Annotated in this window: 22 protein-coding genes; 11 read left to right on the top strand and 11 right to left on the bottom strand. The window is 69.7% G+C overall.

Annotated features, from left to right (window positions below; all coding sequences use genetic code 11):
• Positions 1–56 precede the first annotated feature (56 nt).
• From NTM_RS05660 to NTM_RS05635, 6 genes are read left to right on the top strand one after another with little or no spacing between them, the layout of a single operon-like run.
• On the top strand, positions 57–1,064 hold the full coding sequence (locus tag NTM_RS05660) for a substrate-binding domain-containing protein (protein ID WP_104864618.1): 1,008 nt from the start codon (positions 57–59) through the stop codon (positions 1,062–1,064).
• A 1-nt stretch (position 1,065) separates the two neighbouring features.
• Entirely contained in the window at positions 1,066–2,079 is a 1,014-nt protein-coding gene (locus NTM_RS05655) for an ABC transporter permease (RefSeq protein WP_104864617.1), read from the top strand.
• Positions 2,076–2,855 (top strand): ATP-binding cassette domain-containing protein, encoded by a 780-nt coding sequence (locus NTM_RS05650; RefSeq protein ID WP_179963890.1) that lies wholly within the window; start codon positions 2,076–2,078, stop codon positions 2,853–2,855. Before NTM_RS05655 ends, NTM_RS05650 begins: the two co-directional genes overlap by 4 nt.
• Complete coding sequence (locus NTM_RS05645) at positions 2,833–3,744, top strand: PfkB family carbohydrate kinase (RefSeq protein WP_163765715.1); 912 nt, start codon at positions 2,833–2,835, stop codon at positions 3,742–3,744. The genes NTM_RS05650 and NTM_RS05645 overlap by 23 nt, the downstream gene beginning before the upstream one ends.
• A gap of 4 nt (positions 3,745–3,748) precedes the next feature.
• Positions 3,749–4,399, top strand: coding sequence for a nucleoside/nucleotide kinase family protein (locus tag NTM_RS05640; RefSeq protein WP_163765714.1), 651 nt, complete (start codon positions 3,749–3,751; stop codon positions 4,397–4,399).
• Positions 4,396–5,394: a LacI family DNA-binding transcriptional regulator gene (locus NTM_RS05635; protein ID WP_163765713.1), complete on the top strand. Its 999-nt coding sequence runs from the start codon at positions 4,396–4,398 to the stop codon at positions 5,392–5,394. The genes NTM_RS05640 and NTM_RS05635 overlap by 4 nt, the downstream gene beginning before the upstream one ends.
• A gap of 8 nt (positions 5,395–5,402) precedes the next feature.
• On the opposite strand, the gene NTM_RS05630 is transcribed toward NTM_RS05635, so the two are convergent.
• The 6 genes from NTM_RS05630 to NTM_RS05605 form a co-directional block, all read right to left on the bottom strand.
• The gene (locus NTM_RS05630) at positions 5,403–7,559 is read right to left on the bottom strand and encodes a DNA gyrase subunit A (protein ID WP_163765712.1); all 2,157 of its coding nucleotides are present in this window, start codon (positions 7,557–7,559) and stop codon (positions 5,403–5,405) included.
• Between the two features lie 9 nt (positions 7,560–7,568).
• A complete protein-coding gene (locus NTM_RS05625; protein ID WP_163765711.1) occupies positions 7,569–9,602 on the bottom strand; it encodes a toprim domain-containing protein in 2,034 nt (677 codons plus the stop codon).
• A 157-nt stretch (positions 9,603–9,759) separates the two neighbouring features.
• A complete protein-coding gene (locus NTM_RS05620; RefSeq protein WP_163765710.1) occupies positions 9,760–10,161 on the bottom strand; it encodes an ester cyclase in 402 nt (133 codons plus the stop codon).
• Positions 10,162–10,308: 147 nt separating this feature from the next.
• Positions 10,309–10,866 (bottom strand): sigma-70 family RNA polymerase sigma factor, encoded by a 558-nt coding sequence (locus NTM_RS05615; protein WP_104864610.1) that lies wholly within the window; start codon positions 10,864–10,866, stop codon positions 10,309–10,311.
• Positions 10,867–10,899: 33 nt separating this feature from the next.
• The gene (locus NTM_RS05610) at positions 10,900–11,451 is read right to left on the bottom strand and encodes an RNA polymerase sigma factor (protein WP_163765709.1); all 552 of its coding nucleotides are present in this window, start codon (positions 11,449–11,451) and stop codon (positions 10,900–10,902) included.
• 282 nt (positions 11,452–11,733) lie between these two features.
• Complete coding sequence (locus NTM_RS05605; RefSeq protein WP_163765708.1) at positions 11,734–14,097, bottom strand: PEP/pyruvate-binding domain-containing protein; 2,364 nt, start codon at positions 14,095–14,097, stop codon at positions 11,734–11,736.
• Positions 14,098–14,246: 149 nt separating this feature from the next.
• Between NTM_RS05605 and NTM_RS05600 the strand changes: the two genes are divergently transcribed.
• The 4 genes from NTM_RS05600 (at position 14,247) to arr (ending at position 16,454) form a co-directional block, all read left to right on the top strand.
• Positions 14,247–14,522 (top strand): hypothetical protein, encoded by a 276-nt coding sequence (locus tag NTM_RS05600; RefSeq protein ID WP_104864607.1) that lies wholly within the window; start codon positions 14,247–14,249, stop codon positions 14,520–14,522.
• Positions 14,523–14,548: 26 nt separating this feature from the next.
• Positions 14,549–15,445, top strand: coding sequence for a formylglycine-generating enzyme family protein (locus NTM_RS05595; protein ID WP_163765707.1), 897 nt, complete (start codon positions 14,549–14,551; stop codon positions 15,443–15,445).
• A 30-nt stretch (positions 15,446–15,475) separates the two neighbouring features.
• On the top strand, positions 15,476–15,913 hold the full coding sequence (locus NTM_RS05590) for a hypothetical protein (protein ID WP_163765706.1): 438 nt from the start codon (positions 15,476–15,478) through the stop codon (positions 15,911–15,913).
• Between the two features lie 112 nt (positions 15,914–16,025).
• Complete coding sequence (gene arr / locus NTM_RS05585) at positions 16,026–16,454, top strand: NAD(+)--rifampin ADP-ribosyltransferase (RefSeq protein ID WP_163765705.1); 429 nt, start codon at positions 16,026–16,028, stop codon at positions 16,452–16,454.
• A gap of 11 nt (positions 16,455–16,465) precedes the next feature.
• Here the strand turns inward: arr and NTM_RS05580 are convergent, their stop codons facing one another.
• From NTM_RS05580 to NTM_RS05570, 3 genes are read right to left on the bottom strand one after another with little or no spacing between them, the layout of a single operon-like run.
• Positions 16,466–17,293 (bottom strand): nitroreductase family protein, encoded by an 828-nt coding sequence (locus NTM_RS05580; RefSeq protein WP_163765704.1) that lies wholly within the window; start codon positions 17,291–17,293, stop codon positions 16,466–16,468.
• A 31-nt stretch (positions 17,294–17,324) separates the two neighbouring features.
• Positions 17,325–17,705 (bottom strand): SgcJ/EcaC family oxidoreductase, encoded by a 381-nt coding sequence (locus tag NTM_RS05575; RefSeq protein WP_163765703.1) that lies wholly within the window; start codon positions 17,703–17,705, stop codon positions 17,325–17,327.
• 1 nt (position 17,706) lies between these two features.
• The gene (locus NTM_RS05570; protein WP_163765702.1) at positions 17,707–18,420 is read right to left on the bottom strand and encodes an SDR family NAD(P)-dependent oxidoreductase; all 714 of its coding nucleotides are present in this window, start codon (positions 18,418–18,420) and stop codon (positions 17,707–17,709) included.
• A gap of 125 nt (positions 18,421–18,545) precedes the next feature.
• Between NTM_RS05570 and NTM_RS05565 the strand changes: the two genes are divergently transcribed.
• Complete coding sequence (locus tag NTM_RS05565) at positions 18,546–19,469, top strand: LysR family transcriptional regulator (protein ID WP_104864599.1); 924 nt, start codon at positions 18,546–18,548, stop codon at positions 19,467–19,469.
• On the opposite strand, the gene NTM_RS05560 is transcribed toward NTM_RS05565, so the two are convergent.
• Together NTM_RS05560 and NTM_RS05555 are read right to left on the bottom strand one after the other, a co-directional pair.
• Positions 19,411–20,592 carry a YbfB/YjiJ family MFS transporter gene (locus NTM_RS05560; protein ID WP_232079625.1) on the bottom strand — a complete coding sequence of 394 codons (1,182 nt, stop codon included), beginning with the start codon at positions 20,590–20,592 and terminating at the stop codon, positions 19,411–19,413. The genes NTM_RS05565 and NTM_RS05560 overlap by 59 nt on opposite strands.
• 79 nt (positions 20,593–20,671) lie before the next feature.
• Positions 20,672–21,364: a chymotrypsin family serine protease gene (locus NTM_RS05555; protein ID WP_104864597.1), complete on the bottom strand. Its 693-nt coding sequence runs from the start codon at positions 21,362–21,364 to the stop codon at positions 20,672–20,674.
• Positions 21,365–21,423 lie beyond the last annotated feature (59 nt).

Genomic DNA, 21,423 nt, shown 5'->3' with positions numbered 1-21,423 from the left:
AGTGTGATGCAGCACACAGCGGCGCGCCGGGCGTCGCGCCGGCGACGGGAGTCTCAATGTTCGGGAAGTTCGGGCACAGCAGCAGAACCTTGCGCATGGTCGGGGCCACGGTGACAGCGGGTTCGTTGGTCCTCGGACTGACCGCCTGCGGCGGCTCGGGATCGGACAGTGTGAAGGTCGGCCTGATCACCAAGACCGACTCCAACCCGTTCTTCGTGAAGATCCGCGAAGCCGCCAAGGCGCAGGCCGACAAGGACGGCGCCGAACTGATCGCGGTGGCAGGTGCGTTCGACGGCGACAACGAAGGTCAGGTCGCGGCGATCGAGAACATGGTCGGTCAGGGCGTGAAGGGCATCCTGATCACCCCCAACTCCTCGACCGGTGTGCTCGACGCGATCGCCAAGGCCCGCGACGCCGGGGTCGTCGTGATCGCGCTGGACACCGCGACCGATCCGGAGGACGCCGTCGACGCGACCTTCGCGACCGACAACCTCGCCGCCGGGGTCAGCCAGGGCAAGTGGGTGCGCGCCGCACTCGGCCCCGCCCCGGCGCAGCTGCTGATGCTCGACGGCACCCCGGGCGGCACCGTCGACACCTTCCGGCACGAGGGCTTCCTCGAGGGATTCGGGATCGCCGAGGGCTCGCCCGAGATCGTCGGCCAGGAGAACACCAACGGCGACCAGACCAAGGCGCAGACCGCGATGGAGAACCTGCTGCAGCGCGCGCCGGGAGCCAACGCGCTGTACACGATCAACGAGCCGGCCGCGGCGGGGGCCTATCAGGCGATCCAGTCAGCCGGCCGCGAAGGCCAGATCGTGATCGGCTCCATCGACGGAAGCTGCACGGGCGTCGCCGACGTCAAGGACGGCAAGATCGGCGCCACCGTGATGCAGTTCCCGGCGAAGATGGCCGAACTCGGGGTGCAGGCCGTGGTGAAGTTCGCCCAGGACGGCACCAAGCCCAGCGGGTTCACCGACACCGGTTCCGAGCTGATCACCGACAAGCCGGTCCCGGGGCTCGACTCCAAGGACACCGCCTGGGGCGAACAGAACTGCTGGGGCTGACATGCCGGAGTCATCCGCGACGACCACGACGCCTGCCGCGAAACCGACGGCACCCGCGGCCGACCGGTTCAGCGTAGGGCGGCTGCTGCGGGAACCGCTCGTCGGCCCGCTGATCGCGCTCGTCATCGCGATCGTGGTGTTCAGCGCGATCTCCGACTCGTTCCTGAACCCGGCGAACGTGTCGCTGATCCTGCAGCAGTCGGTGGTCGTCGGGATCCTCGCAGTCGGGCAGACGCTGATCATCCTGACCGCCGGGATCGACCTGTCCATCGGGGCGATCGCGGTGTTCGGCACCATCGTGATGGCGCAGACCGCCGGCCCCGGCGGGCCGTTCCTCGCGCTCGCGGCGACAGTGCTGGTGTGCGTCGCGTTCGGCGCGATCAACGGCGGCCTCGTCACCACGCTGCGGCTGCCACCGTTCATCGTCACGCTGGGAACGTTCACCGCGATCCTGGCAGGTACCCGTCTGCTCGCCGGTTCGGAGACCTACCGGGTGGAGCCGGGGGTGCTGACGTTCCTGGGCACGTCGTTCCGTATCGGGTCGTTCTCGACGACGTACGGCGTGGTCGCGATGCTGCTGGTGTACGCGGTCGTGTGGTATGCGCTGTCCCAAACCGCTTGGGGGAAACACGTTTACGCGGTCGGAGGAAATCCGCAATCGGCGGACTTGCTCGGCGTGAAGTCCGGCCGGGTGCTGTTCTCGGTATACCTGACCACCGGGGTGATCGCGGCGATCGCCGCGTGGGCCGCGCTCGGGCGCATCCCGAACGCCGACCCGAACGCATACCAGAACGCGAACCTCGAGACGATCACCGCCGTGGTGATCGGCGGCACCAGCCTGTTCGGCGGGCGCGGCGGTGTCGGCGGCACCCTGGTCGGGATGCTGATCGTCGCGGTGCTGCGCAACGGGCTCACCCAGGCCGGTGTCGACAGCCTGTACCAGAACATCGCCACCGGAATCCTGGTGATCGTCGCGGTCGCGGTGGACCAGTTCGCGCGCAGGAGATCCCAGTGAGCACACCGGTGTTGGAGGCTCGCGGACTGGTCAAGCGCTACGGCCATGTCACCGCGATCGACGGCGCCGACTTCGAGCTGCGCGAGGCCGAGGTGCTGGCCGTCATCGGTGACAACGGCGCAGGCAAGTCCAGCCTGATCAAGGCGCTCGCGGGTGCGGTGGTCCCCGACGCGGGCGAGATCCGGATGCACGGAAAAGCCGTGTCGTTCAAGAACACCCGTGATGCGAGAGCCGCCGGGATCGAGACCGTCTACCAGGATCTCGCGGTGGTACCGGCACTCGACATCGCGTCGAACCTGTACCTCGGCCGCGAGGTCCGGCGTAAAGGACTGGCGGGCAAGCTGTTCCGCAGGCTCGACATGCCGCGGATGCGGGAGGAGGCGTCGCAGCATCTCACCGACCTGAGGATCGGCATCAAGTCGGTCGGCCAGCCGGTGGAGACACTGTCCGGTGGGCAGCGCCAGGGTGTGGCGGTGGCCCGAGCGGCCGCGTTCGGGCGCGGCGTGATCATCATGGACGAGCCGACGGCAGCGCTCGGCGTGCGGGAGTCCGGACAGGTGATCGACCTGATCAAGTCGATCCGCGACCGCGGGATCCCGGTGGTGCTGATCAGCCACGACATGCCGCACGTGTTCGAGGTGGCCGACCGGATCCACATCCACCGGCTCGGGCGCCGCGCCGGGGTCGTCGACCCGAAGCAGCGCTCGATGTCCGAGGTCGTCGCGCTCATGACCGGTGCGGAGGAGCCGACCGATGAGGAACGCGGCGGTCTCTGAGCGGCCCCCGGTCGGGGTCTTCGTCGGGCTGGCCACCCTCGACGTGATCCACCGCATCGCGAAACCCCCAGGGGCGAACGAGAAGATCACCTCGACCGCACAGTTCGTCGCCGCGGGCGGTCCCGCCGCGAACGCGGCGGTCACGTTCGCGGCACTGGGCGGCCGGGCGATCCTGGTGACGGCCCTCGGCGCCGACCCGATCGCCGGCATGATCCGTGCCGAACTCACCGCGCACGACGTCGCCGTCGTCGACGCCGCGGCAGGCACGATCCGCGCGGTACCCGTCTCGGCGGTCGCGGTCGTCGAATCGACCGGGGACCGCTCGGTGATCTCGGCCGACGCGGTGAACTCCGAAGCGTCGGCACCGGATGAGCTCGCCGGCCTGATTGCCGGGGCTGACGTGGTGCTCGTCGACGGCCACCACCCGCTGATGGCGCGGGTCGCCGCGGCGCACGCGACCTCGCACCGCAGGACGCTGGTCGTCGACGCGGGCCGGTGGAAGCCCGTGATGGCCGACCTGATCCCGCACGCGACGGACATGGTGTGCTCCGCCGACTTCCGGACCCCGGGCACCGAAGACCAGGCGGCCACCGCCGCGGCGCTGATCGGCGCCGGGGTCGGCACCGTCGTGATCACCCACGGCGGCGATCCCGTCGAATGGTGGGCCGGTGGCGATTCCGGGTCGGTGGCGGTGCCGCCGGTCGACGTGGTCGACACCCTGGGCGCCGGCGATGTGTTCCACGGCGCGTACGCCTACCACGCGGTCGACCCCGACGTCGGGGTCGCAGAGCGCCTCTGTCGCTCGGCCCGGGTCGCGGCACTACGGTGTTCGGTGATCGGACCACGGGCCTGGCTGAGCAAACTCGCCGGTGAACAGACGCGAAAGTGAGACGGTGACCATCGTGCAGGACGTAGACGACGCCACGCTGGACCAGTTGGTCGAGTGGGCAACGGCGCTCGTCGTTCCCGGCGAACGCCGCATCCTCGGCCTGACCGGCGCGCCCGCGGCTGGGAAGTCGACCGTCGCCGAACAGCTCGTCGCCGCGCTCGGGCCGCAGACCGCGGTGCTGGTCCCGATGGACGGCTACCACCTCGCCAACGAGGTGCTGATCGACCTGGGCCGCCGCGACCGCAAAGGGGCGCACGACACCTTCGACGACGGGGGCTACGCCCGGCTGCTCGCGACGCTGCGGGCCCAGCGCCCGGGAGACCCGGTGGTGTACGCGCCGCGGTTCGAGCGCGAGATCGAGGAGTCGATCGGGTCGGCGATCCCGGTGCCGTCCGAGGTGCCGCTGGTCGTCACCGAGGGCAACTACCTGCTGCTGGAATGCGACGCGTGGCCGGCGGCGCGCTCCTGCATCGACGAGGTGTGGTTCCTGGCCCCCGACACCGACATTCGGCGAGCCCGGCTGGTGCGCCGGCATGAGGCGTACGGCAAGTCCGCCGAGGACGCGCAGCGCTGGGCGCTCGGGCCCGACGAGAACAACGCCCGGCTGATCGAGTCGACCGCGCATCGCGCGGACCGGATCGTGCGCGTGCCATGACCACCATGGGTGATGTGGCCCGTCTCGCCGGTGTGTCGGCATCCACGGTGTCACACGTGCTCAACGGCACCCGCAAGGTCAACGACGAGACCCGGCTGCGCGTCGAGGCGGCGATCGAGGAGACCGGGTACCGGCGCAACGTCGTCGCACGCGCCCTGGCCGGCGGCCGGACGCACACCGTCGGGCTGTCCATCTCGGCGCTGACCAACCCGTACTTCGGCGGGCTGGTGCACGCGGTCGAACGGGCCCTCTCCGCCGCCGGATACGTACTGATCGTGGGTGATTCGCACGATGAGGCGGACTCGGAGAAGCGGGTGGTGGACTCCCTGCTGGGCCGCCGGGTCGACGGGATGATCGTGGCGCCGGCGGCCGGATCGGAGCGGACCACACTGCCCGAGATCACCGGCACCGGAACGCCGCTGGTGCTGATCGACCGCGGCGCCGACATCGCCGCCGACCAGGTGTCCTCGGAGAACCTCGACGCGGCACGGTCGTTGACCGAGCATCTGCTCGACCTCGGCCACCGGCGCATCGGTGTCGTGCGCGGCAAGCCCGGGATCTCGTCGACCACCGAACGGTTCGACGGTCACCTCGCGGCGCTGACCGACCGCGGTATCGAACTCGACGACGAGCTGGTGCTCGAGGGCGACTCCAACACCGATACCGCCGAACGTGAAGTGCGCAAGCTGATGTCGAGTGCGGACCGGCCGAGCGCGCTGGTGTCGATGAACAACGCGATGACCATCGGCACGCTCAAAGCCGTACGCAGCGTCGGGCTGTCGATCCCGGGCGACCTCGCGCTGGTCTGCTACGACGACTTCGAATGGTCAGACCTGTTCGAACCGAAGCTCACCGCCGCCGCACAGGACGTCGACACCATCGGCGCCACCGCGGTCGAACTGCTGTTGCGCCGCATGCGGGGCGACGACGCCGCGCCGCAACGGATCCGGGTGCCGACGGCGTTTCACCACCGCAACTCGTGCGGCTGCGCCTGACCCTCGGCTCAGCTCTCGGGCGGCGGTGCCGGCGTGACGTCGGCGCCGGAGCCCTTCACGGCGGCCTTGGCGCGGTTCTCGGCGCGCACGGTCTTCTTGCCGCGCACGTACCCGGTCGGCGACACCGCCGCCGCGAGCAGCAGGCCCTCGCCCTTGACGAACGGGTGGAATCCGACGCCCGCTCCGCCACGGCCCTTGACCGGGATGTCGGCGACTTCGGTGACCTTCCAGCTCTTTTCGGCGACCGACAGGATCGCCTCACCGTTCTGACAGGTCAGCGGCAGTGCCGCGATCACGGTGTCTTCCGGGTCGTCTGCCGCCAGCTTCACCCCGGCCACCCCGTTGCCCGCGACACCCTGCGGGTTCACCGCCGCCGGGTCGATGCGCAGGATCCGGCCGCGCCGCGTCACCAACGCCAGGTGATGGCCGAGGGGCATCACCCCGGAGCGCACCAACCCGGTGATATCCGGCGCGACGGGGATGTCACGGGTCTTGTACGGCAGCCCGCCGCCGGTGGTGAACTTGATCCGGCCGTCCGACCACACCGCCCAGCCCAGCCCCGACGTGAGCAGATCGCCGTGGCTGTCCGAGAACACCCCCCGGTCGTCCAGGCGCCACGACGTGTTGACCTTGCGCTCGCGCGCACCATCCTCGCCGTTGGTGGCCGACACGGGGGTGGCGTCGTAGTCCAGCACCGTGCGCCGGTCGAACTCGGGACCCTTGAACAGCTTCGCGGTCTCGACGAGCTCTTGGTCGATCACCTTGCGGCGGGCGTCCGGATTCGCGACCAGTTCACTGAGTTCGGCGAACTCGGCGTCGAGTTTCTCGGCCTCGGCCTGCAGCTCGATCACGTCCAGCTTGGTGAGCCGCCGAAGCTGAAGCGCCAGAACGTAATCGGCCTGTGCCTCGTCGATCGAGAAACGCTCCTGCAGACCCCGGCGCGCCTCGTCGACCGTCTCGGAGCCTCGGATGACGGCGACGGCCGCGTCGATGTCCAGGTGGATCTTCATCAGACCGGCCACCAGATGCCGGCGGGCGGAGACCTTCTCCAGCCGGTACTCGCTGCGGTGCAGCACCACCGAATCCCGCAGTGACAGGAACGCGGCGATCAGCTCGCGCACCGACCACCAGCGCGGCACCCGGTTCTCGTCGAGTGCGACCAGGCTGGCGGCGAACGTCGACTCCAGCGGGGTCAGCGCCAGCAGCTGATCACGGATCTGCTCGGCGGTGTGGCCGCGCTTGGCCGTGACGACGATGCGCAGGCCGTTGCGGCGATCGGTCAGATCGGACATGTCGGCGACACCGGACATCTCGCCGGACTCGACCAGCGCCCGAATCCGGTCCTGCACGGTGTTGCTCGCGACGCCCGGGGGCAGCTCGGTGATGATGCAGTTCTTGCCCTCGACGCTGATCGTGCCCCGCACGGTGAACTGGCCGCGGCCGGTGGTGATGTACTCCCGCAGCCCGGCGGTGCCGACCACCGACGCACCGCAGCCCCAGTCGGGTCCGGGGATCAGCTTGCACAGCCGGTCGTCGGTCATGTTCGGGGTCTTCAGCAGCGCCCGGCAGGCGGCCATGATCTCGCGGGGGTTGTGCGCGGGCACCTTGGTGGCCCAGCCCTCGGCGATGCCGACCGCGCCGTTGCACAGCAGCACCGGCCACTGCGCCGGCAGCACCGTCGGCTCGATCCATTCGCCGTCGAAGGTCGGCACCATCGGCACCGCGTGGCTGTCGAGTTCGGCGGTCAGCGCCGCACCCGGTGCCGACAGCCGCATCTCGGTGTAGCGGTCTGCGGCGGGGATGTCACCCTGGATTCTGGGGAAAGCGCCTTGGCCGTCGATGACTTTCACGCGCTGGAAGTCCGCGGCCATCAGCGCGGCGGCACCGTACATCGACGCGCCGCCGTGCGGATGCAGGTTGCCGGTGACCGCCGAGCACACCTTCGACGACTTCTGCGGCTTGTTGCCTGGCAGCAGCCGCGACTCGTGCATCTGGTAGAGCAGACGCCGCTGGCCGGGCTTGAGACCGTCGAACGCCGACGGGATCGCGCGGTCGCTGACGCTGTAGAGCGCGAACGTCAGCTGATAGTGGTTCCAGTAGTCGTCGGCGCTCTGCTCGAGTACCAGATCGGGGTTCTGCTCGGGGATGTCGAGAGTGGCGGTCACGTCAGATTCCTAGTCGAGGTCGAGGGAAGCGGTGTCGACGCGGGCGGCGATCTCGGCCATCCACGTGCGCCTTCCCTCCGGAGGTCCGCCGAACAGCGTGTGGTGCAGCTTCTTGTCCGCATCATCGGGATGCACGCGAATCACCGTGCGGCGGTGCGGATCCAGCACGGTGTTCCAGAAGTCGTCGGCGTCCATCTCGCCGAGACCCTTGTTACGCTGCACCTCGACGCGCTTCTTCGAGGTCGCCTTCAGCTGAGCCACCGCCGCGTCACGTTCGGATTCGTCCTGGCAGTAGATCCGCTCGTCACCGTTCTTCACCACGAACAGCGGCGGCAACGTCACGAAGACCATGCCGGCCTCCACCAGCGGACGGTAGAAGTCCAGGAACATCGAGATCAGGCTCGAGTTGATGTTGCCGCCGTCGGGGTCGGCGTCGGAGGCGAACAGGATCCGGTCGTAGCGGCACAGCTCCGGATCGCAGTTGTCCCGCACGCCGCAGCCCAGAATGCGTTCGATCGAGTCGAATTCGTCCTTGGCCCTGGCCTTGCTCAGCGCGAACCCGTACACGTTGGGCGGCTTGCCCTTCAGCGGGAACGCCGCCTGGAACGTCGCGTCGCGGGCGGCCTTGATGGTGCCCAGCGCCGAGTCGCCCTCGCAGAGGAACAGTTCGGCGCCCGAGCCGCGGCCGGTTTCCCTGCTGGGCAACAGCTTCGGCGGTAGCGACAGGTTGGTGCCGAGGCCTTTGGCCTTCGACGCCGCGCGGGAGCGCGCCTTGGCGCCCTCGGCACTGCGCCGGGCCCTGGCCGACTCCAGTGCCAGCTTGGTCCAGAGTGTGACGGTGTCGTTGTTGGCGGGGTTGGCCGCCCACACGGTGACGCTGCGCGCCACATCCGGTGCCATCGCCAGGTTCAGCGACCGGGACGACACCGCGGTCTTGGCCTGCGAGTCCCACGACACGTCGGGGGCGCGGGTGTCGACGGCCAGGGCGGTGACGGCCGCGAAATCCTGGGGCTCCGGTCCTTCTTCACCCTTGGCCAGCCCGAGGTCGCGGATACGGGACGCGCGGTCGGCGAGCGCCTCGGACAGCCCCTTGACCGCCGCGGTCAGGTGCGACCCGCCGCCGGGGGTGCGCACGGTGTTGCAGAACGCGGCCACCGTCGCCGGTTCGGCCGGTCCGGCGGTCAGCGACCACCGGAACGGGGTCGGCCCGCGGCCGGTGGTGTACTCGCCGCGGCCCTCGACGATCGCGCGCACACCGGGGGCCGGGGTGCCTGCCGCGGTGCACATCAGGTCGAGCAGGGTGTCCGTGCCCCACGGCCCGTTGAACGGTTCGAGCAGTGCGGGCGGGATCTCGTCACCGGGCCAGCCCTCGTCGACGACGACCAGCTGCACACCCGGGGACATCCGCGCCGCGGCGTGGGCGCGCAGCAGCACCTCGCCGATGTCGACGGTGGAGTCCGGGACGACGGACGGGTCGAACAGGATCCGCACGGTGGTGCCGTGCAGCTTGGGCTTGCGGTTGCCGACGCCCCGGAGTTTCTGGGTGTCGTCGCGGGTGAACTCGGCGTCCGGGTCGAAACCCTCGCCGTCGAACACCCCGGGATAACCCCGGCCGAAGCACTGCACGTAGGTCTTGCCGTCGCGGTGGACGGTGACGTCGGTACGCGCGGAGATGAATACCGCTGCGGCGGCGCCGATTCCGTTCAACCCGGCGCCGGTGCTGGTGGCGTCGGTGTGGGCGGAGAACTTCCCGCCGGCACGCGCGGTACCGAGGGTCTTGACGATGCCGTTCTTACCGGTGGTGGGGTCGGTGTCGACGGGAAGGCCGCGGCCGTCGTCGGCGACGCTGACCGACCCGTCGGCGTGCAGCGTGATGGTCACCGTCGACCCGCCGTGGCTGGGGTCGGCGACCTCCTCGACGGCGTTGTCGATCAACTCGCGAAGGGCGGTGTTCAGGACGTCCAGACCGAGGTTGACCGCCGGCCGCAGGCGGGTGTGCTGGACATCGTCGAGCTCGGTGATGTCAGCGGCGGTGTAACTCACGTCTGGTGTCTTTCCATCGTCGGGGAGGGGTGCCGAGGGAATGGTAGACGGCCGGTCCGACTTTCCCCGGTATCTGCAGGCCGGGGGCGTGCAGCTGTGATCGAATCGCCGCGAAGGCGCAGGCGAACCGGTGTTTTGCGAGCCGGTGTGATCTGTGTCAGGCCGGCCCGGTCAGCTGCCGCTGCAGCGTCGCGAAGTCGGCGACCTCCCAGTGTTCGGCCAGTCGACCGTCCTGGATCCGGTACAGCTGGAACGCCGGGGCGTCGACGCTGCGGCCGGTGGGGGCGAGGCCGAGGAACTCGCCGCGGTGGGTGCCCTGGACGGCGTTGAGCACCGCGACGCGGTCTCCCTCGGCGATCATCTGCGCGATCGGCAGCCGAAGATCCGGGAAGGCCTCCCGCAACCCGCGGAAGTAGGTTTTGAGGGATTCCCGGCCGGGTGGCCGGCCGGGAAGGTGGTCGTCGTAATCCTGCGCGACGATCTCGTCGAAGACGTCGAAGTCACCGTCTTCGACCGCGGTGAAGAACCTGCGGACCAGAACTTTGTTGGACTCGGTCATGAGCACACGGTAGGCGTGCCCGACGGTGTCACCACGACGCCACGACGAGCGTCATCAGGGTCGCGATCAACCCCATGGTGACCACGCACGTCCGTACCGACACATACAGAGGGTCGATGTCGTTGCGCCACAGAGTGATCACGTCCGTCACCGCACACTGGGCTGTGTGTCGGGGGTGCCGAGCTGGGTGCGCAGCCTCTGCAGTCCCCGGTGCCGCCGCGACATCGCCGTCCCGAGCGGGATGCTCTGGATCGCCGCGACCTCCTTGAGCGTGTAATCGCAGATGTCGGCGTAGAAGATCACCGCCTGAAAACCCGTCGGTAGCCTTGCCACGCTTCGCTTCACGGCCTCGTCGGTGTGGTCTCGCAGCACCACGTCCTCTGCGGACGGGGTGGCGGTCATCGCATGGACCGCCGGTTCGTGGGCCAGACAACCGGAGAGGGTTTCCCGCACGCGCCGTGTCGATTTCCGATAGCTGTTCACCCAGTTGTTCACCAGGATTCGCACCAGCCAGGCGCGGATGTTCGTCCCAGGTTGGTAGGTTCCGTAACTCGTCCAGGCACTCAGGTACGTCTCCTGGACGAGTTCCTCGGCGTCGGCGGCGTTGCGCGTGTAGCGGTATGCGACGCGCAGAAGGTCGGCACGCAGCGGAAGGGCTTCGACCGTGAAGGAGTCCCCGGAATCGCGGTTGTCGACTGTGGGCATGGATGTGACCTGCTTCGTGGTGGGTGGGTTCGGTCAGGCGGGGTTCGTCAGTGACCAGCCATCGACTTCGAATCCATTAGCGGCCAGAAATCCGCGAATCTTACGGCGGGTGTCGAAGATGCTCTTGTACAGCGCGTTCCGCGACATGCCGTACCTCTCGGCGACGACTTCCGGGGCCGCGCCCTCGAGCACGGTTTCAACGAAGACGCGCCGCTGCTGCTCGGTCAGGACCGTCGTGAACGCGCGGCCGACCGCGCGGATTGCCTCGCGGGCCTCGGCGTGCCGGCAGGGGTTGTGGATGAACGGATCGCCGAACGCGTCCCGGTCGTCCGGATCAAGCTGCAGGCGGGGCGTCCAGGCGTGCCGGCGCCGGATCTTGAGCTTGTGCGACAGCTCCAGGACGACGAAACGGTATGCCCAGGTGGTGAGTTTGCAGTCACCGCGAAACTCGGGCAGTTTCGCCAGCAGGGCCACCAGCGCGTCCGCCGCGACCTGGTTGGCGATGTCGTCGATCTCCTTCTCGGTGTACGACGTACCTCCGCGGTAGAGCTCCCGGCGCGCCGAGCGGAACAGGTAGTCGTGCATCCGGGTCACCGCGGCGCGGTGCCCGGCTGAGGAATCGTCCTGCAGGTCGTACCACCACCGGACGGAATCGTCGGTGTGTCCGTCAGCAGCGGGATCGCAGCCCATCTGGTTCTCCCTCGCACCGTCGCGGCCATGACCCCGAACAGGGGTCTGACGCTGGTCGGCCGCACTTCGGCCTTCCGGTGAGGACAACTTCGGGAGGCAACATCGCGCATCCCGGGAAGGTGGGCGGAGTACTACCACCCAGGGCATCGCATCGATGGATGCCAGGAACCGGATCGACTAGAGGACCGTCACCAGTCCGCGGTCGCCGTCCACCCGCACCCGGTCGCCGGTGCGCAGCACCTGGGTGCCCACCAACGTGTTCACCACGCACGGCAACCCGTACTCGCGGGCGACGACGGCGCCGTGGGATACCGAGCTGCCGATGTCGGTGACCAGCGCGGCGATCACCGCGAAGTACGGCGTCCACCCGACATCGGTGACCGGAGCGACCAGGATCTCGCCGGGTTGCAGATCCCGGGCCTCGACGACCGAACGGGCCACCCGGACCACACCTTCCACCGAGCCGTGCCCGGCGGGTCGTCCCGCGATCTGGCCGTCAGTCGAAACCTGCCGGCGCACAGTCGGTGTCGGACGTCCGACCGAGACGTCGTCGAACTCCAGGGCGGCCTGGTACGGGAGTGCGTCACGACGGAGCCGGGCCCGCTCGACCAGCTCGGTCACATCGCCGCCCGACACCAGCCGCGGCAGCTCGCGACGGTCGAAGAAGAACACCAGGTCGGCGTCGGGAAGCACACCGTTGTCGCAGAGCACCTCGCCGAGATGGCGGTAACCCCGCTTGAGCAGGTGGGCGACCAGCGCCATCCGGGATTTGGTCTCCTCCCGGCCGCGCGCGCCGCCCTGGGCGAGCCGGGCGAGCATCCGTAGCGTGCGCGACTCCGGTTCGGGGGCGGCGGTTTCCGACGGATCCTGCCTCGCCGGGGCCCGCAGCATCACCTGCATCATCGACCCCAGACCCTCCGGATCGTCGGCCCACGACGGATCCCGCATGCACAGTTCGCGGTACCCGCGGTGGCCGTGCCGGTCCAGGAAACCCCGCAGCGCCGCGCCGCTCGGGTTGCCGCTGTCCCGCAACCGGGTCACGGCCTCGCCGGGTGACGCGGCCAGGAACTCCCCGACTGCGTCAGGGTCGTGGCGCAGGGTGTCGACCACGGCGTTGAGTTCCTCGACCATCAGCGCACTTTCGACACCGGCGCCCGTCATCAACCGGATCGCCTCGGCACTGCCCGCGGTCTCGCCCGCGCCCCGCTTGGCCGCCTGCCGCACGAGGTGGCTCTCCAGCACATTGGCCGCCACCGCCGAGCGCGACGAGGACCGCACGTGGACCAGTGTGACGTAGCGGTACATCTCCAGCCCCGCGTCGAGTTGGCGCAGCACGACGGCGGGGTCGCGGCTGGTGATGGCCGGGAACCGCGCGATGGTATCGGGCAGCCTGCGGATCGCCGGTCCGGAGCTGAGCGCGAAGGTGCTGAGCCGAACGGTGTTGATCAGCTTGCGCGCGAAGGGTTTCGGCGGGCCGGGCTCCAGTTCGTCGATCACCCGGCCGCAGACCGACAGCGAGAACTGCTCGAGCGAGTTGCCGAGGATTCCCGAGCTCAGCGCCGTGCCCTCGGTCATGTTCAGGAACATGTGGCCGAAGAAGTACCCGACCTGGCGGCAGCGGTCCTCGTAGCGCTTCTGCACGCCACCGGCGACCTGCACCATCTGCATCGCGTAGTCGATCGCGTGGCCGCTCACCGACGCCGTCAACGGACAGAACGCACCCGGCATCATCTCGCCGATGTTGCACCGCGTGTAGACGTGGGTGGGTCCGGTGACCGGCGTGTCCATCTCGTTGAGGTCACCGGGCAGCGTCGTGATCGGCCGGGCCTGCAGCCACCACAGCGCACCGGTGCGGTCGATCGCCCATTCCAGGTCCAGCGGCCGTCCCCAGCGCCGCGCGGCCAGCAGTGCGCCGTCGCGGATCCGGTCGATGTCGGCCGCCGTGAGCGCCGACTCCGGGCCGACCTCACCGGCCACCGGTTCGCCGGCGTGGGTCAGCACGTGGTGATCCGAGGACGCGGATCCGTCGACCAGGCTCTCGCCGAGACCGTGGACGGCGTCGATGACCAGCAGGTCGCGCCGGCCGGACGCCGGGTCGGCGGTGAACACCACACCGGCAGCGCGCGCGTCGACCATCTGCTGGACCACCAGGTGCATCGCGGCCGGCGGGGCACCGTCCTGATACGCCGTGGCACGCACGGATTCGGCTGAGCTGACGCATTTTTCGAGTGCGGCGGCGAGCTCGTCCGTTGACCCGACACCGAGCACGGTGTCGTACTGACCGGCGAAGGACAGCTGGGCGCCGTCCTCTCCGGCCGCCGACGAACGCACCGCGACCGGCGTCTGACCGGCCGCCTGCATCCGGGTGAACCGGTCGGTCAGAACCTCGGTCAGGGCGCAGCCGGTGGCGTGGGTGATCACGAAACCGGGTGGCACCGGCACGCCGAGGCGGATCAACTCGGCGAGCCCGAGCGCCTTGCCCCCGAATCGGTCGTCGACCACATCGACGAGTTCGACGACCGATGAACCTGCGTCAGACACCCGCAAAACGTTACTCCAGTCACGTAAATCGTCGGCGGGAACGGGCGGAGTGTTTCGGGGGACGGAATTCTTCGGCGTGCGCCGGGGTTTCAGCAGACATCGCGGGACGACAGCCCGCAGACCCGAGCGGCAAGGAAGAGGCGAGAGCCGTGAAGAAGATCGGATTGCTCAGTGGCTTGCTCAGCGTCACAGCGGGAGCGTTGTCGGCGGCGGTGATCGGATTCGCCGGACCGGCCCAGGCTGACGGACCCGGCCCGGTATTCGGGGGCCAGGACGACCGGGGCCCCGGCATCGGCTGGACCGGCCCCGGCTGGGGCGGTACCGGCTTCGGCTTCGGGTACGGCCGTGACAGCAACAACCCCTGGTTGGGCCAGCTGTATCCGCGGGTGAAGGTGCCTCAGGTCGACACCAGCGTGCGCAATTGACGTTCGGATGCGCCTAGCCTGGCGGGGTGCTGACGGACCTCGTTGACCTGCCGGGTGGGGCGTTCCGGATGGGGTCGATCGATTTCTACCCCGAGGAGGCCCCCGTCCACACCGTGACCGTGGAACCGTTCGCGATAGAACGGCACCCGGTGACGAACGCCCAGTTCGCCGAGTTCGTGGATGCCACCGGCTACGTCACCGTCGCCGAACAGGCACTGGACCCGGCCGACTTCCCGGGAGTACCGGAAGCCGATCTGCTGCCCGGTGCGCTGGTGTTCAGGCCCACGGCCGGCCCGGTGGACCTGCGGGACTGGCGGCAGTGGTGGACCTGGGTTCCGGGAGCCTGCTGGCGCAGGCCGTTCGGACCGCAGTCCTCGATCGACGACCGCACCGACCATCCGGTGGTGCAGGTGGCCTACCCCGACGCGGCGGCCTACGCCGCATGGGCCGGGCGCCGGCTGCCCACCGAAGCCCAGTGGGAGTACGCGGCGCGGGCCGGCTCGACGTCCAGATACGCCTGGGGGGATGACGCCGCGCCGGGCGGAGAGCTGATGGCCAACACGTGGCAGGGCGAGTTCCCGTACCGCAACGACGGCGCCCTCGGCTGGGTCGGGACAAGCCCGGTCGGCACCTTCCCGCCGAACGCGTTCGGCCTGGTCGACATGATCGGCAACGTCTGGGAGTGGACCACCACGACGTACTCGCGTCACCATCGGCTCGACGAACCCACGACGAACGGCTGCTGTCCGCCGGCCCCGTCGGCCGATCCGACGGTCAACCAGGCGCTCAAGGGCGGCTCGCATCTGTGCGCCCCCGAGTACTGCCACCGCTACCGGCCCGCCGCGCGCTCGCCGCAGTCCCAGGACAGCGCCACCACCCACATCGGGTTCCGCTGCATCGCGGACGGGCATTCGCGCGGCTAACACCGCCGAGCAGCTCGCCGATAACCCAGCATGACGTGGTTTCGTGCGGCAGGCGCGCTCGCCGCCGCGGTGACGCTGCCCTGGCTCGCGGCCGCCCCGGCGCAGGCCGAGCAGTTCGCCCATCTCGACCCGGTTGCCGTCCAGCCGACGCCGGCGTGCGGCGGAACGGTCCGTGGCGAGGCGATGGTGACACCGGTGCAGATCGACTACCAGGTCGAGAACGGGGTGCGGGTGGCGATCAACTACGACGCGGGCATCTACGACGGATCGTGCGCGCTGACCGAGACGGTGACATGGACGAATCTGGATACCGGCTCATCGGGCAGCCATGACCTGACCGCGGTGTCGACCATCGACGGCCACTACGGCTTCATCGGCTACGCGAACACCACGTTCGTGACGGGCCCGGGCACCGTGGTCGTGACGCTCAGCTCGTATCCGGATGCCGAGCTGCGCGTCACCACGTGACCTGAACTCCTTGTCCCACTCTCACTTTAGGGCACACCAGGGGGCTTGCGGCAAGACCCCCGAGCTGGGGCACAATCGCGCGGTCCGACCGAGCTGATGAACGGGGAGTCTTATGCCGCAGCGGCCCAAGCCTTTTGAAGTCCACGAGTCCGGTGCGTACCTGCACGGCACCAAAGCCGACCTGTCGGTCGGGGACCATCTGGTGCCGGGGCACCGGTCGAACTACGACGACGGACGAGTGATGAACCATGTGTACGTGACCCAGACGCTCGACGCCGCGGCGTGGGGAGCAGAGCTCGCCACCGGCGACGGCCCGGGCCGGATCTACGTCGTCGAACCGCAGGGACCCCTCGAAGACGACCCGAACGTCACCGACAAGAAGCTGCCCGGCAACCCGACCCGGTCGTTCCGCACCCGGGAACCGGTGAAGATCGTCGGCGAAATCACCGACTGGGTCGGGCATTCCGACGAACAACTGCAGGCGATGCGCGACAGCCTGGCCGAATTGCGGCGCAAAGGGCTCGACGTCATCTACGACTGAGCGGCCTCGGTTCAGGTCTGGCCGAGATCGAAAACCGTCGTCTCGGCGACGGACCGCCGCGCGGCGGCCGGCGGCAGCTCGCCGTCGGGCCGCGGTCCGAGCTTGATCAGCGCCTGCGGGTGCGCCTCGCCGTCGAACACCTCGCACGTCAGCGCGAGCCGGTTGCGCGGGTCCTTCAGCGGATTGGTCAGCGGGCAGCTCGCCAGGCCCAGTGAGGCGGCGGCCAGCGTCAGATCGCTGATCGCTTCCCCGGCCCGCAGTCGCGCCGCCTCGCTGTCCGTCTCGGTGGCCAGCACCAGCATCACGGCGTCGTCGCCGGCGCGGCCGGGTGCCGCGTCTCCGTAGCGCAGCGCGAACTCGGTGTCCCCGAGTCGGGCCCACCGTGCCGTCGGGACCACCGCCAGCCGGACGCCGAAGCGCTCCGCCCGCAACACCAGCAGCTCGACCGTGCCCGCGGGCAGCGCCCCGTGATAGGGGCGGCGGTCGGCGCGGCGATCGGTGATGGCCCTGGCCAGCTCGAGGGTGCCATCACCGGGTTCTGACCGGTGCAGTTCGAGCGCGGCCAGCACGGTGTCGTCAGGGGTGCGCTGGATCCGGCTCGACCAGCCTGCGGCGGCGAGCGCGACCGCGCAGTGGTGCAGGACCGCGCCGCAGCTGAGGATCACGTCGCGGCGGTCGTCGTCGGAATCGCCGAGGCTGCGGGTCCAGTCGGCGAGCAGCCGTATTCCGCCGCGGTCGACGTGCCAGCGCCACGGTTGGGCGTTACCGGCCGACGGCGCCCGCGCCGCGACGTCGAGCACCTCCTCGAGCACGTCGATGTCGGGGAACGCCGTGGGCATGTCGTTCACCTCCACCCGATGCCGCCGCTGCTCAGTCCGTCGCCATTCTAGGAGGAGCGCTCGCCGACGCCTGGTACTGCGCGACCAGCCAGTGGCCGTCCTGCCGGACGAGGGTGACCCCGATCGCCAGCACGACGTCGGCGCGGTCCGGATAGCTGAACGTCGCCGACAGATATCCGGTGGCGGACTGGTCGGTGAGGCGGCGACTTTCGAGAAGGCGGTAGTCCACCGTCATCCCCGCGGGCTGGGAGGCGTAGTAGGCGGCGACAGCCGGCCTGCCCACGCCGTACGGGCGCAGGCCCTGGAACACCGCGTCCTCGGTGAACACACCGGCCACCCGGCCGGGATCGTGGTGGTCGATCCCGGCCTTCCACTCGTCCATGACCGCGGAGACGATCTGTGCGGCAGCCATGTCAGCGGCCCGCGCTCTGGCCGCCGTCGACGTGCAGGATCTCGCCGGTCACGAACGGCGCGCCCTCGAGGTACAGGACGGCGTCGACGACGTCGTCGATCTCGCCGACACGGCCGAGGGGATGCAGGGCCTCGAACCCCGCGTACTCCGACGGTTGGTGCATCGGCGTGCGGATGATGCCGAGAGATACAGCGTTGGAACGGATTCCGCGCGAGCCGAACTCGACGGCGAGGGCACGGGACGCGGCGTTCAGGCCACCCTTGGTCAGCGACGCCAGCGCCGACGGTACCGCCGCGTTGGCGTGCTCGACGAGCGTCGTGGAGATCGTGACGAGGTGGCCGCCGTCACCCTGATCGAGCATCCGGGCCACCGCGGCCCGGGAGATCTCGAAGAAGCCGCGCAGGTTCACCCCGGTGATGGCGTCGTAGTCCTCGTCGGTGTAGTCGGCGAACGGTTTGGCGATGAAGATGCCCGCGTTGTTGACGACGGTGTCGATGCGCCCGAAGCGGTCGATCGCCGCGTCGAACACGCGTCGTCCTTCGCCATGCTTTGCGACGTCGCCCGGGACGGCCAGCACCATCGGGTCGTCACCGGGTTCGATGGTGCGGGAGTTGGCCACCACCGCGTACCCGAGCTTGCGGTATCCGGCGACCAGGCCGGCGCCGATTCCTTGTGATGCGCCGGTGATGAGTGCGACGCGCGGGGTTGAGGTCATGTCGATGTCCTTTCTCAGGTGATGATTGGTCGAACGCCCGCGAGATGGCGGCGAAGTCCGCGCGGCTGGGACCAATCGGCTCGCTCCTGATAGGCGCAGGCTCTCACTGCATTACGCTGGCCAGGGTGGAGTTGCGACAGCTGCGCTACTTCGTCACGGTGGCCGACGAACTGAACTTCGGGCGGGCCGCCGAACGGTTGCGCATCGCGGGTCCTTCACTGTCCCAACAGATCAAGGCGCTCGAGCGCGACCTGAAGGTGGCGCTGTTCGACCGTGACCGGCGGTCGGTGGAGTTGACGCCGGCCGGCTCCGCGCTTCTCCCGCGTGCCCGCGCCCTGATCGCACAGGCCGACGAGTTGCGTCGCCATGCGCTCGGCCTGTCGTCCTCAGACCCGATCCGGATCGGCTATGTGCAGTGGTGCCCGACGGACTGGGCGGAGCGAGCGGCGGAGGTCGCCCAGCTCCGGGTGGACACCTGGGTGATGCCGTCGCACGCGCAGGCCGCCAGGGTTGCCGACGGCAGCCTGGATCTCGCGATCTGCTGGGTCGAGCGAAAGGATCTGCGGGAGTTGTCACTCGACGCCCGACTGGTCGGTGCCGACCGCCTCTACGCGGTGAGCTTCGGGCGCGACGGCGGTCCGGTCGCCGCGTGCGACGTCACGGTGCTGCTGGACGCCGACGAGGCCGGCTGGTCGTCGTGGAACCGCTACGCCGGGCAGTTCGCGGACGCGACGGGCGCGCGGGTGGAGCACGTCGAGGACGGCGGGGTGACCGGATCCACCTTCTATGACCATGTCCGCCGGCTGCGGCGCCCGGTGCTGAACAATCCGAAGGGGCAGAACGATTCGATCCCGGCCGGCCTGATCCGTCGGCCGGTGCAGCACCCCACACCGATGTGGACCTGGTCGCTGGTGTGGCGGCGGGACGAGCCGAACCCGCTGGTACACAACGTCGTCGACGCGCTCTCCGCCGGTGTGGACGGCTCGCCGGTCACCGCGCCCGGGATGTGGCTTCCCGCCGACGACCCGCACCGCGCGGCGCCGGCCTGAGTTCGGCGCAACCCGACCTCAGCCACGCGGCGGTGAGCGCCGAGAGCGCCACCACCGCCGCCGACACCAGCAGTGCGCTGCGGTAGCCGTGGTGGACAACAGGATTCACGAGCAACGGACCAAGGACCTGCCCGGCGGAGTATCCGGCGGTCAGCAACGCCACCGCGCCGGGGAAGGCCAGGTCTCGTCCCGCGGCCAATGCCGTGGTGCTCACGCCGATGAACGTGCCACCGAACGCCACCGCGCCGATCAATGCCGGTGCCGCGCCACCGAGCAACGCCGGCAGGCATATTCCGGCCGCCTGCACGAGCAGGGCGACCACCAGCAGCGCGGGCCGCGACCAGCGCGTGCCGGCCATCGCCCACAACGCCGCCGACGGCGCGGCGGCAAGACCGACCACCAGCCACGCCGCGTTGCCGAGCGGTCCCGGAGAAGCCTGCCCGATGGCGGCGACCAGGAACGTGCCGGCGATGATGTAGCCGACCCCCTCAAGCGAATAGCACACGAGAAGCACCAGGAACCACGTCCGCGGGCGCCCGGTCGCCGACGCCGCCGAGGACGCAGGTGCGCGCGCGGCGCGCATCCGCCACGCCACGGCACCGGTCGCGGCAGCCAGAGCGGCCGACACCCACCAGGCCGCCCGCCACCCGGTGACGGGCAGGAGCAGCAACATCCCGGCCGACAGCGCGATGCCCAGGCCCACTCCGCCGAAACCCCAGCCGGGCAGCTGCGCCGACCGCCCCCTGGCGTGATCGAGCATCCAGTCGACGGCGATCACGAACAACACCGCGCTCGCGAAGCCGGCGACCGCACGGATCACCGCCCAGGTGAGGACGTCGCGCGCCACCGGCATCACCGCGAGGGCGGCGACGTTGACCGTCAGGGCGGAGCGCCACGTCGTCACGGTGCGGACCAGCCGGGGGAGCAGTGAACCCGCGAGGGCGCCGGCGAAGTAGCCCAGGTAGTTCGCGGTCGCCAGCAGGCCGGTGCCGCCCGGCGCGAGGCCCGCCTGGGCGGTCATGAACGGAACGATCGGGGTGTAGACGAACCGGCCGATACCCATGGCCGCCGCCAACCCCGCGGCGCCACAGGCGATGTGGAGGTGTGACCGATGCAGGTGCATTCAGCCATGCTGGGTGCGCCGCGATGGGCGCGCCACGACCGGTTTCCTCCCAGCTATGAGGCGCCGGCTCGCAGGACTGTCAGCCCCAATTACTCAGCCCCCACAGTGACATCACCGGCGATACCAGCGATGCGTGCACGATGCGGCCGAACACGTCGTCGCTGTGGGCGAACAGGATGCCGACGGCCGCGACGGTGCCGTCGGGCAGGCGGGCGTACACCGGCGCGCCGGAGTCGCCCAGGTCGTCCCAGGCGCGGAAGGACACCTGGTTGTCGGTGATGTTCGTGATCGGGCCGCAGGACACACCCGTGCGCGCCCCGGACTTGCACAGCTCTGGATTGGCCGCGCGCAGCTCACCGGCATCCATCACCCGCGACACCCGCATCCCGTCGACCTGGCTGACCAGCGGCACCGTGCTGCCGGCCAGGTCCACCAGGCCGACGTCGCGCACCCCGGGCAGCACATCCCAGCGCACATAGCGGCCGACGACGCGGTCGCCGGTGGGGGTGCGCTGCAGCACCGTGTCGTTGACGGGGTCCCGGTCGCAGTGCCCTGCCGTCAGCATCGCCGGCGATCCGTTGGGGGTGCGGACGGTGAACCCCGCCGTGCACTGGAACGGCTGGCCGTTCCCGGCGAGTGTGGTACTGACCAGGTAGGCCCCGGGACTGGCGACGGGGTACTCACCGAACGCGTGGGCGGCGGGCGACTGGGTGAACGTCAGCGCGGCCAGCGCGGCGACGACGCCCGCGGCGGCCTTGAGTCGGTTTCGCATCACGATTGGCGTACCCACTTTGTCCCCCGACCGTGCTGTGATCGATCTCGCCTCGGTGT

The organism is Mycolicibacterium parafortuitum (genome assembly GCF_010725485.1).
Classification (GTDB): domain Bacteria; phylum Actinomycetota; class Actinomycetes; order Mycobacteriales; family Mycobacteriaceae; genus Mycobacterium.
This window is presented reverse-complemented; position numbering and strand designations above follow the sequence as displayed.

Coding starts and splice junctions, on each gene's coding strand:
- arr (WP_163765705.1), top strand. CDS start 16,026: ATGCCGCAGCGGCCCAAGCCTTTTGAAGTCCACGAGTCCGGTGCGTAC.
- NTM_RS05615 (WP_104864610.1), bottom strand. CDS start 10,866: ATGCCCACAGTCGACAACCGCGATTCCGGGGACTCCTTCACGGTCGAA.
- NTM_RS05590 (WP_163765706.1), top strand. CDS start 15,476: ATGACGTGGTTTCGTGCGGCAGGCGCGCTCGCCGCCGCGGTGACGCTG.
- NTM_RS05560 (WP_232079625.1), bottom strand. CDS start 20,592: ATGCACCTGCATCGGTCACACCTCCACATCGCCTGTGGCGCCGCGGGG.
- NTM_RS05620 (WP_163765710.1), bottom strand. CDS start 10,161: ATGACCGAGTCCAACAAAGTTCTGGTCCGCAGGTTCTTCACCGCGGTC.
- NTM_RS05635 (WP_163765713.1), top strand. CDS start 4,396: ATGACCACCATGGGTGATGTGGCCCGTCTCGCCGGTGTGTCGGCATCC.
- NTM_RS05580 (WP_163765704.1), bottom strand. CDS start 17,293: ATGCCCACGGCGTTCCCCGACATCGACGTGCTCGAGGAGGTGCTCGAC.
- NTM_RS05660 (WP_104864618.1), top strand. CDS start 57: ATGTTCGGGAAGTTCGGGCACAGCAGCAGAACCTTGCGCATGGTCGGG.
- NTM_RS05555 (WP_104864597.1), bottom strand. CDS start 21,364: ATGCGAAACCGACTCAAGGCCGCCGCGGGCGTCGTCGCCGCGCTGGCC.
- NTM_RS05570 (WP_163765702.1), bottom strand. CDS start 18,420: ATGACCTCAACCCCGCGCGTCGCACTCATCACCGGCGCATCACAAGGA.
- NTM_RS05655 (WP_104864617.1), top strand. CDS start 1,066: ATGCCGGAGTCATCCGCGACGACCACGACGCCTGCCGCGAAACCGACG.
- NTM_RS05610 (WP_163765709.1), bottom strand. CDS start 11,451: ATGCACGACTACCTGTTCCGCTCGGCGCGCCGGGAGCTCTACCGCGGA.
- NTM_RS05645 (WP_163765715.1), top strand. CDS start 2,833: ATGAGGAACGCGGCGGTCTCTGAGCGGCCCCCGGTCGGGGTCTTCGTC.
- NTM_RS05575 (WP_163765703.1), bottom strand. CDS start 17,705: ATGGCTGCCGCACAGATCGTCTCCGCGGTCATGGACGAGTGGAAGGCC.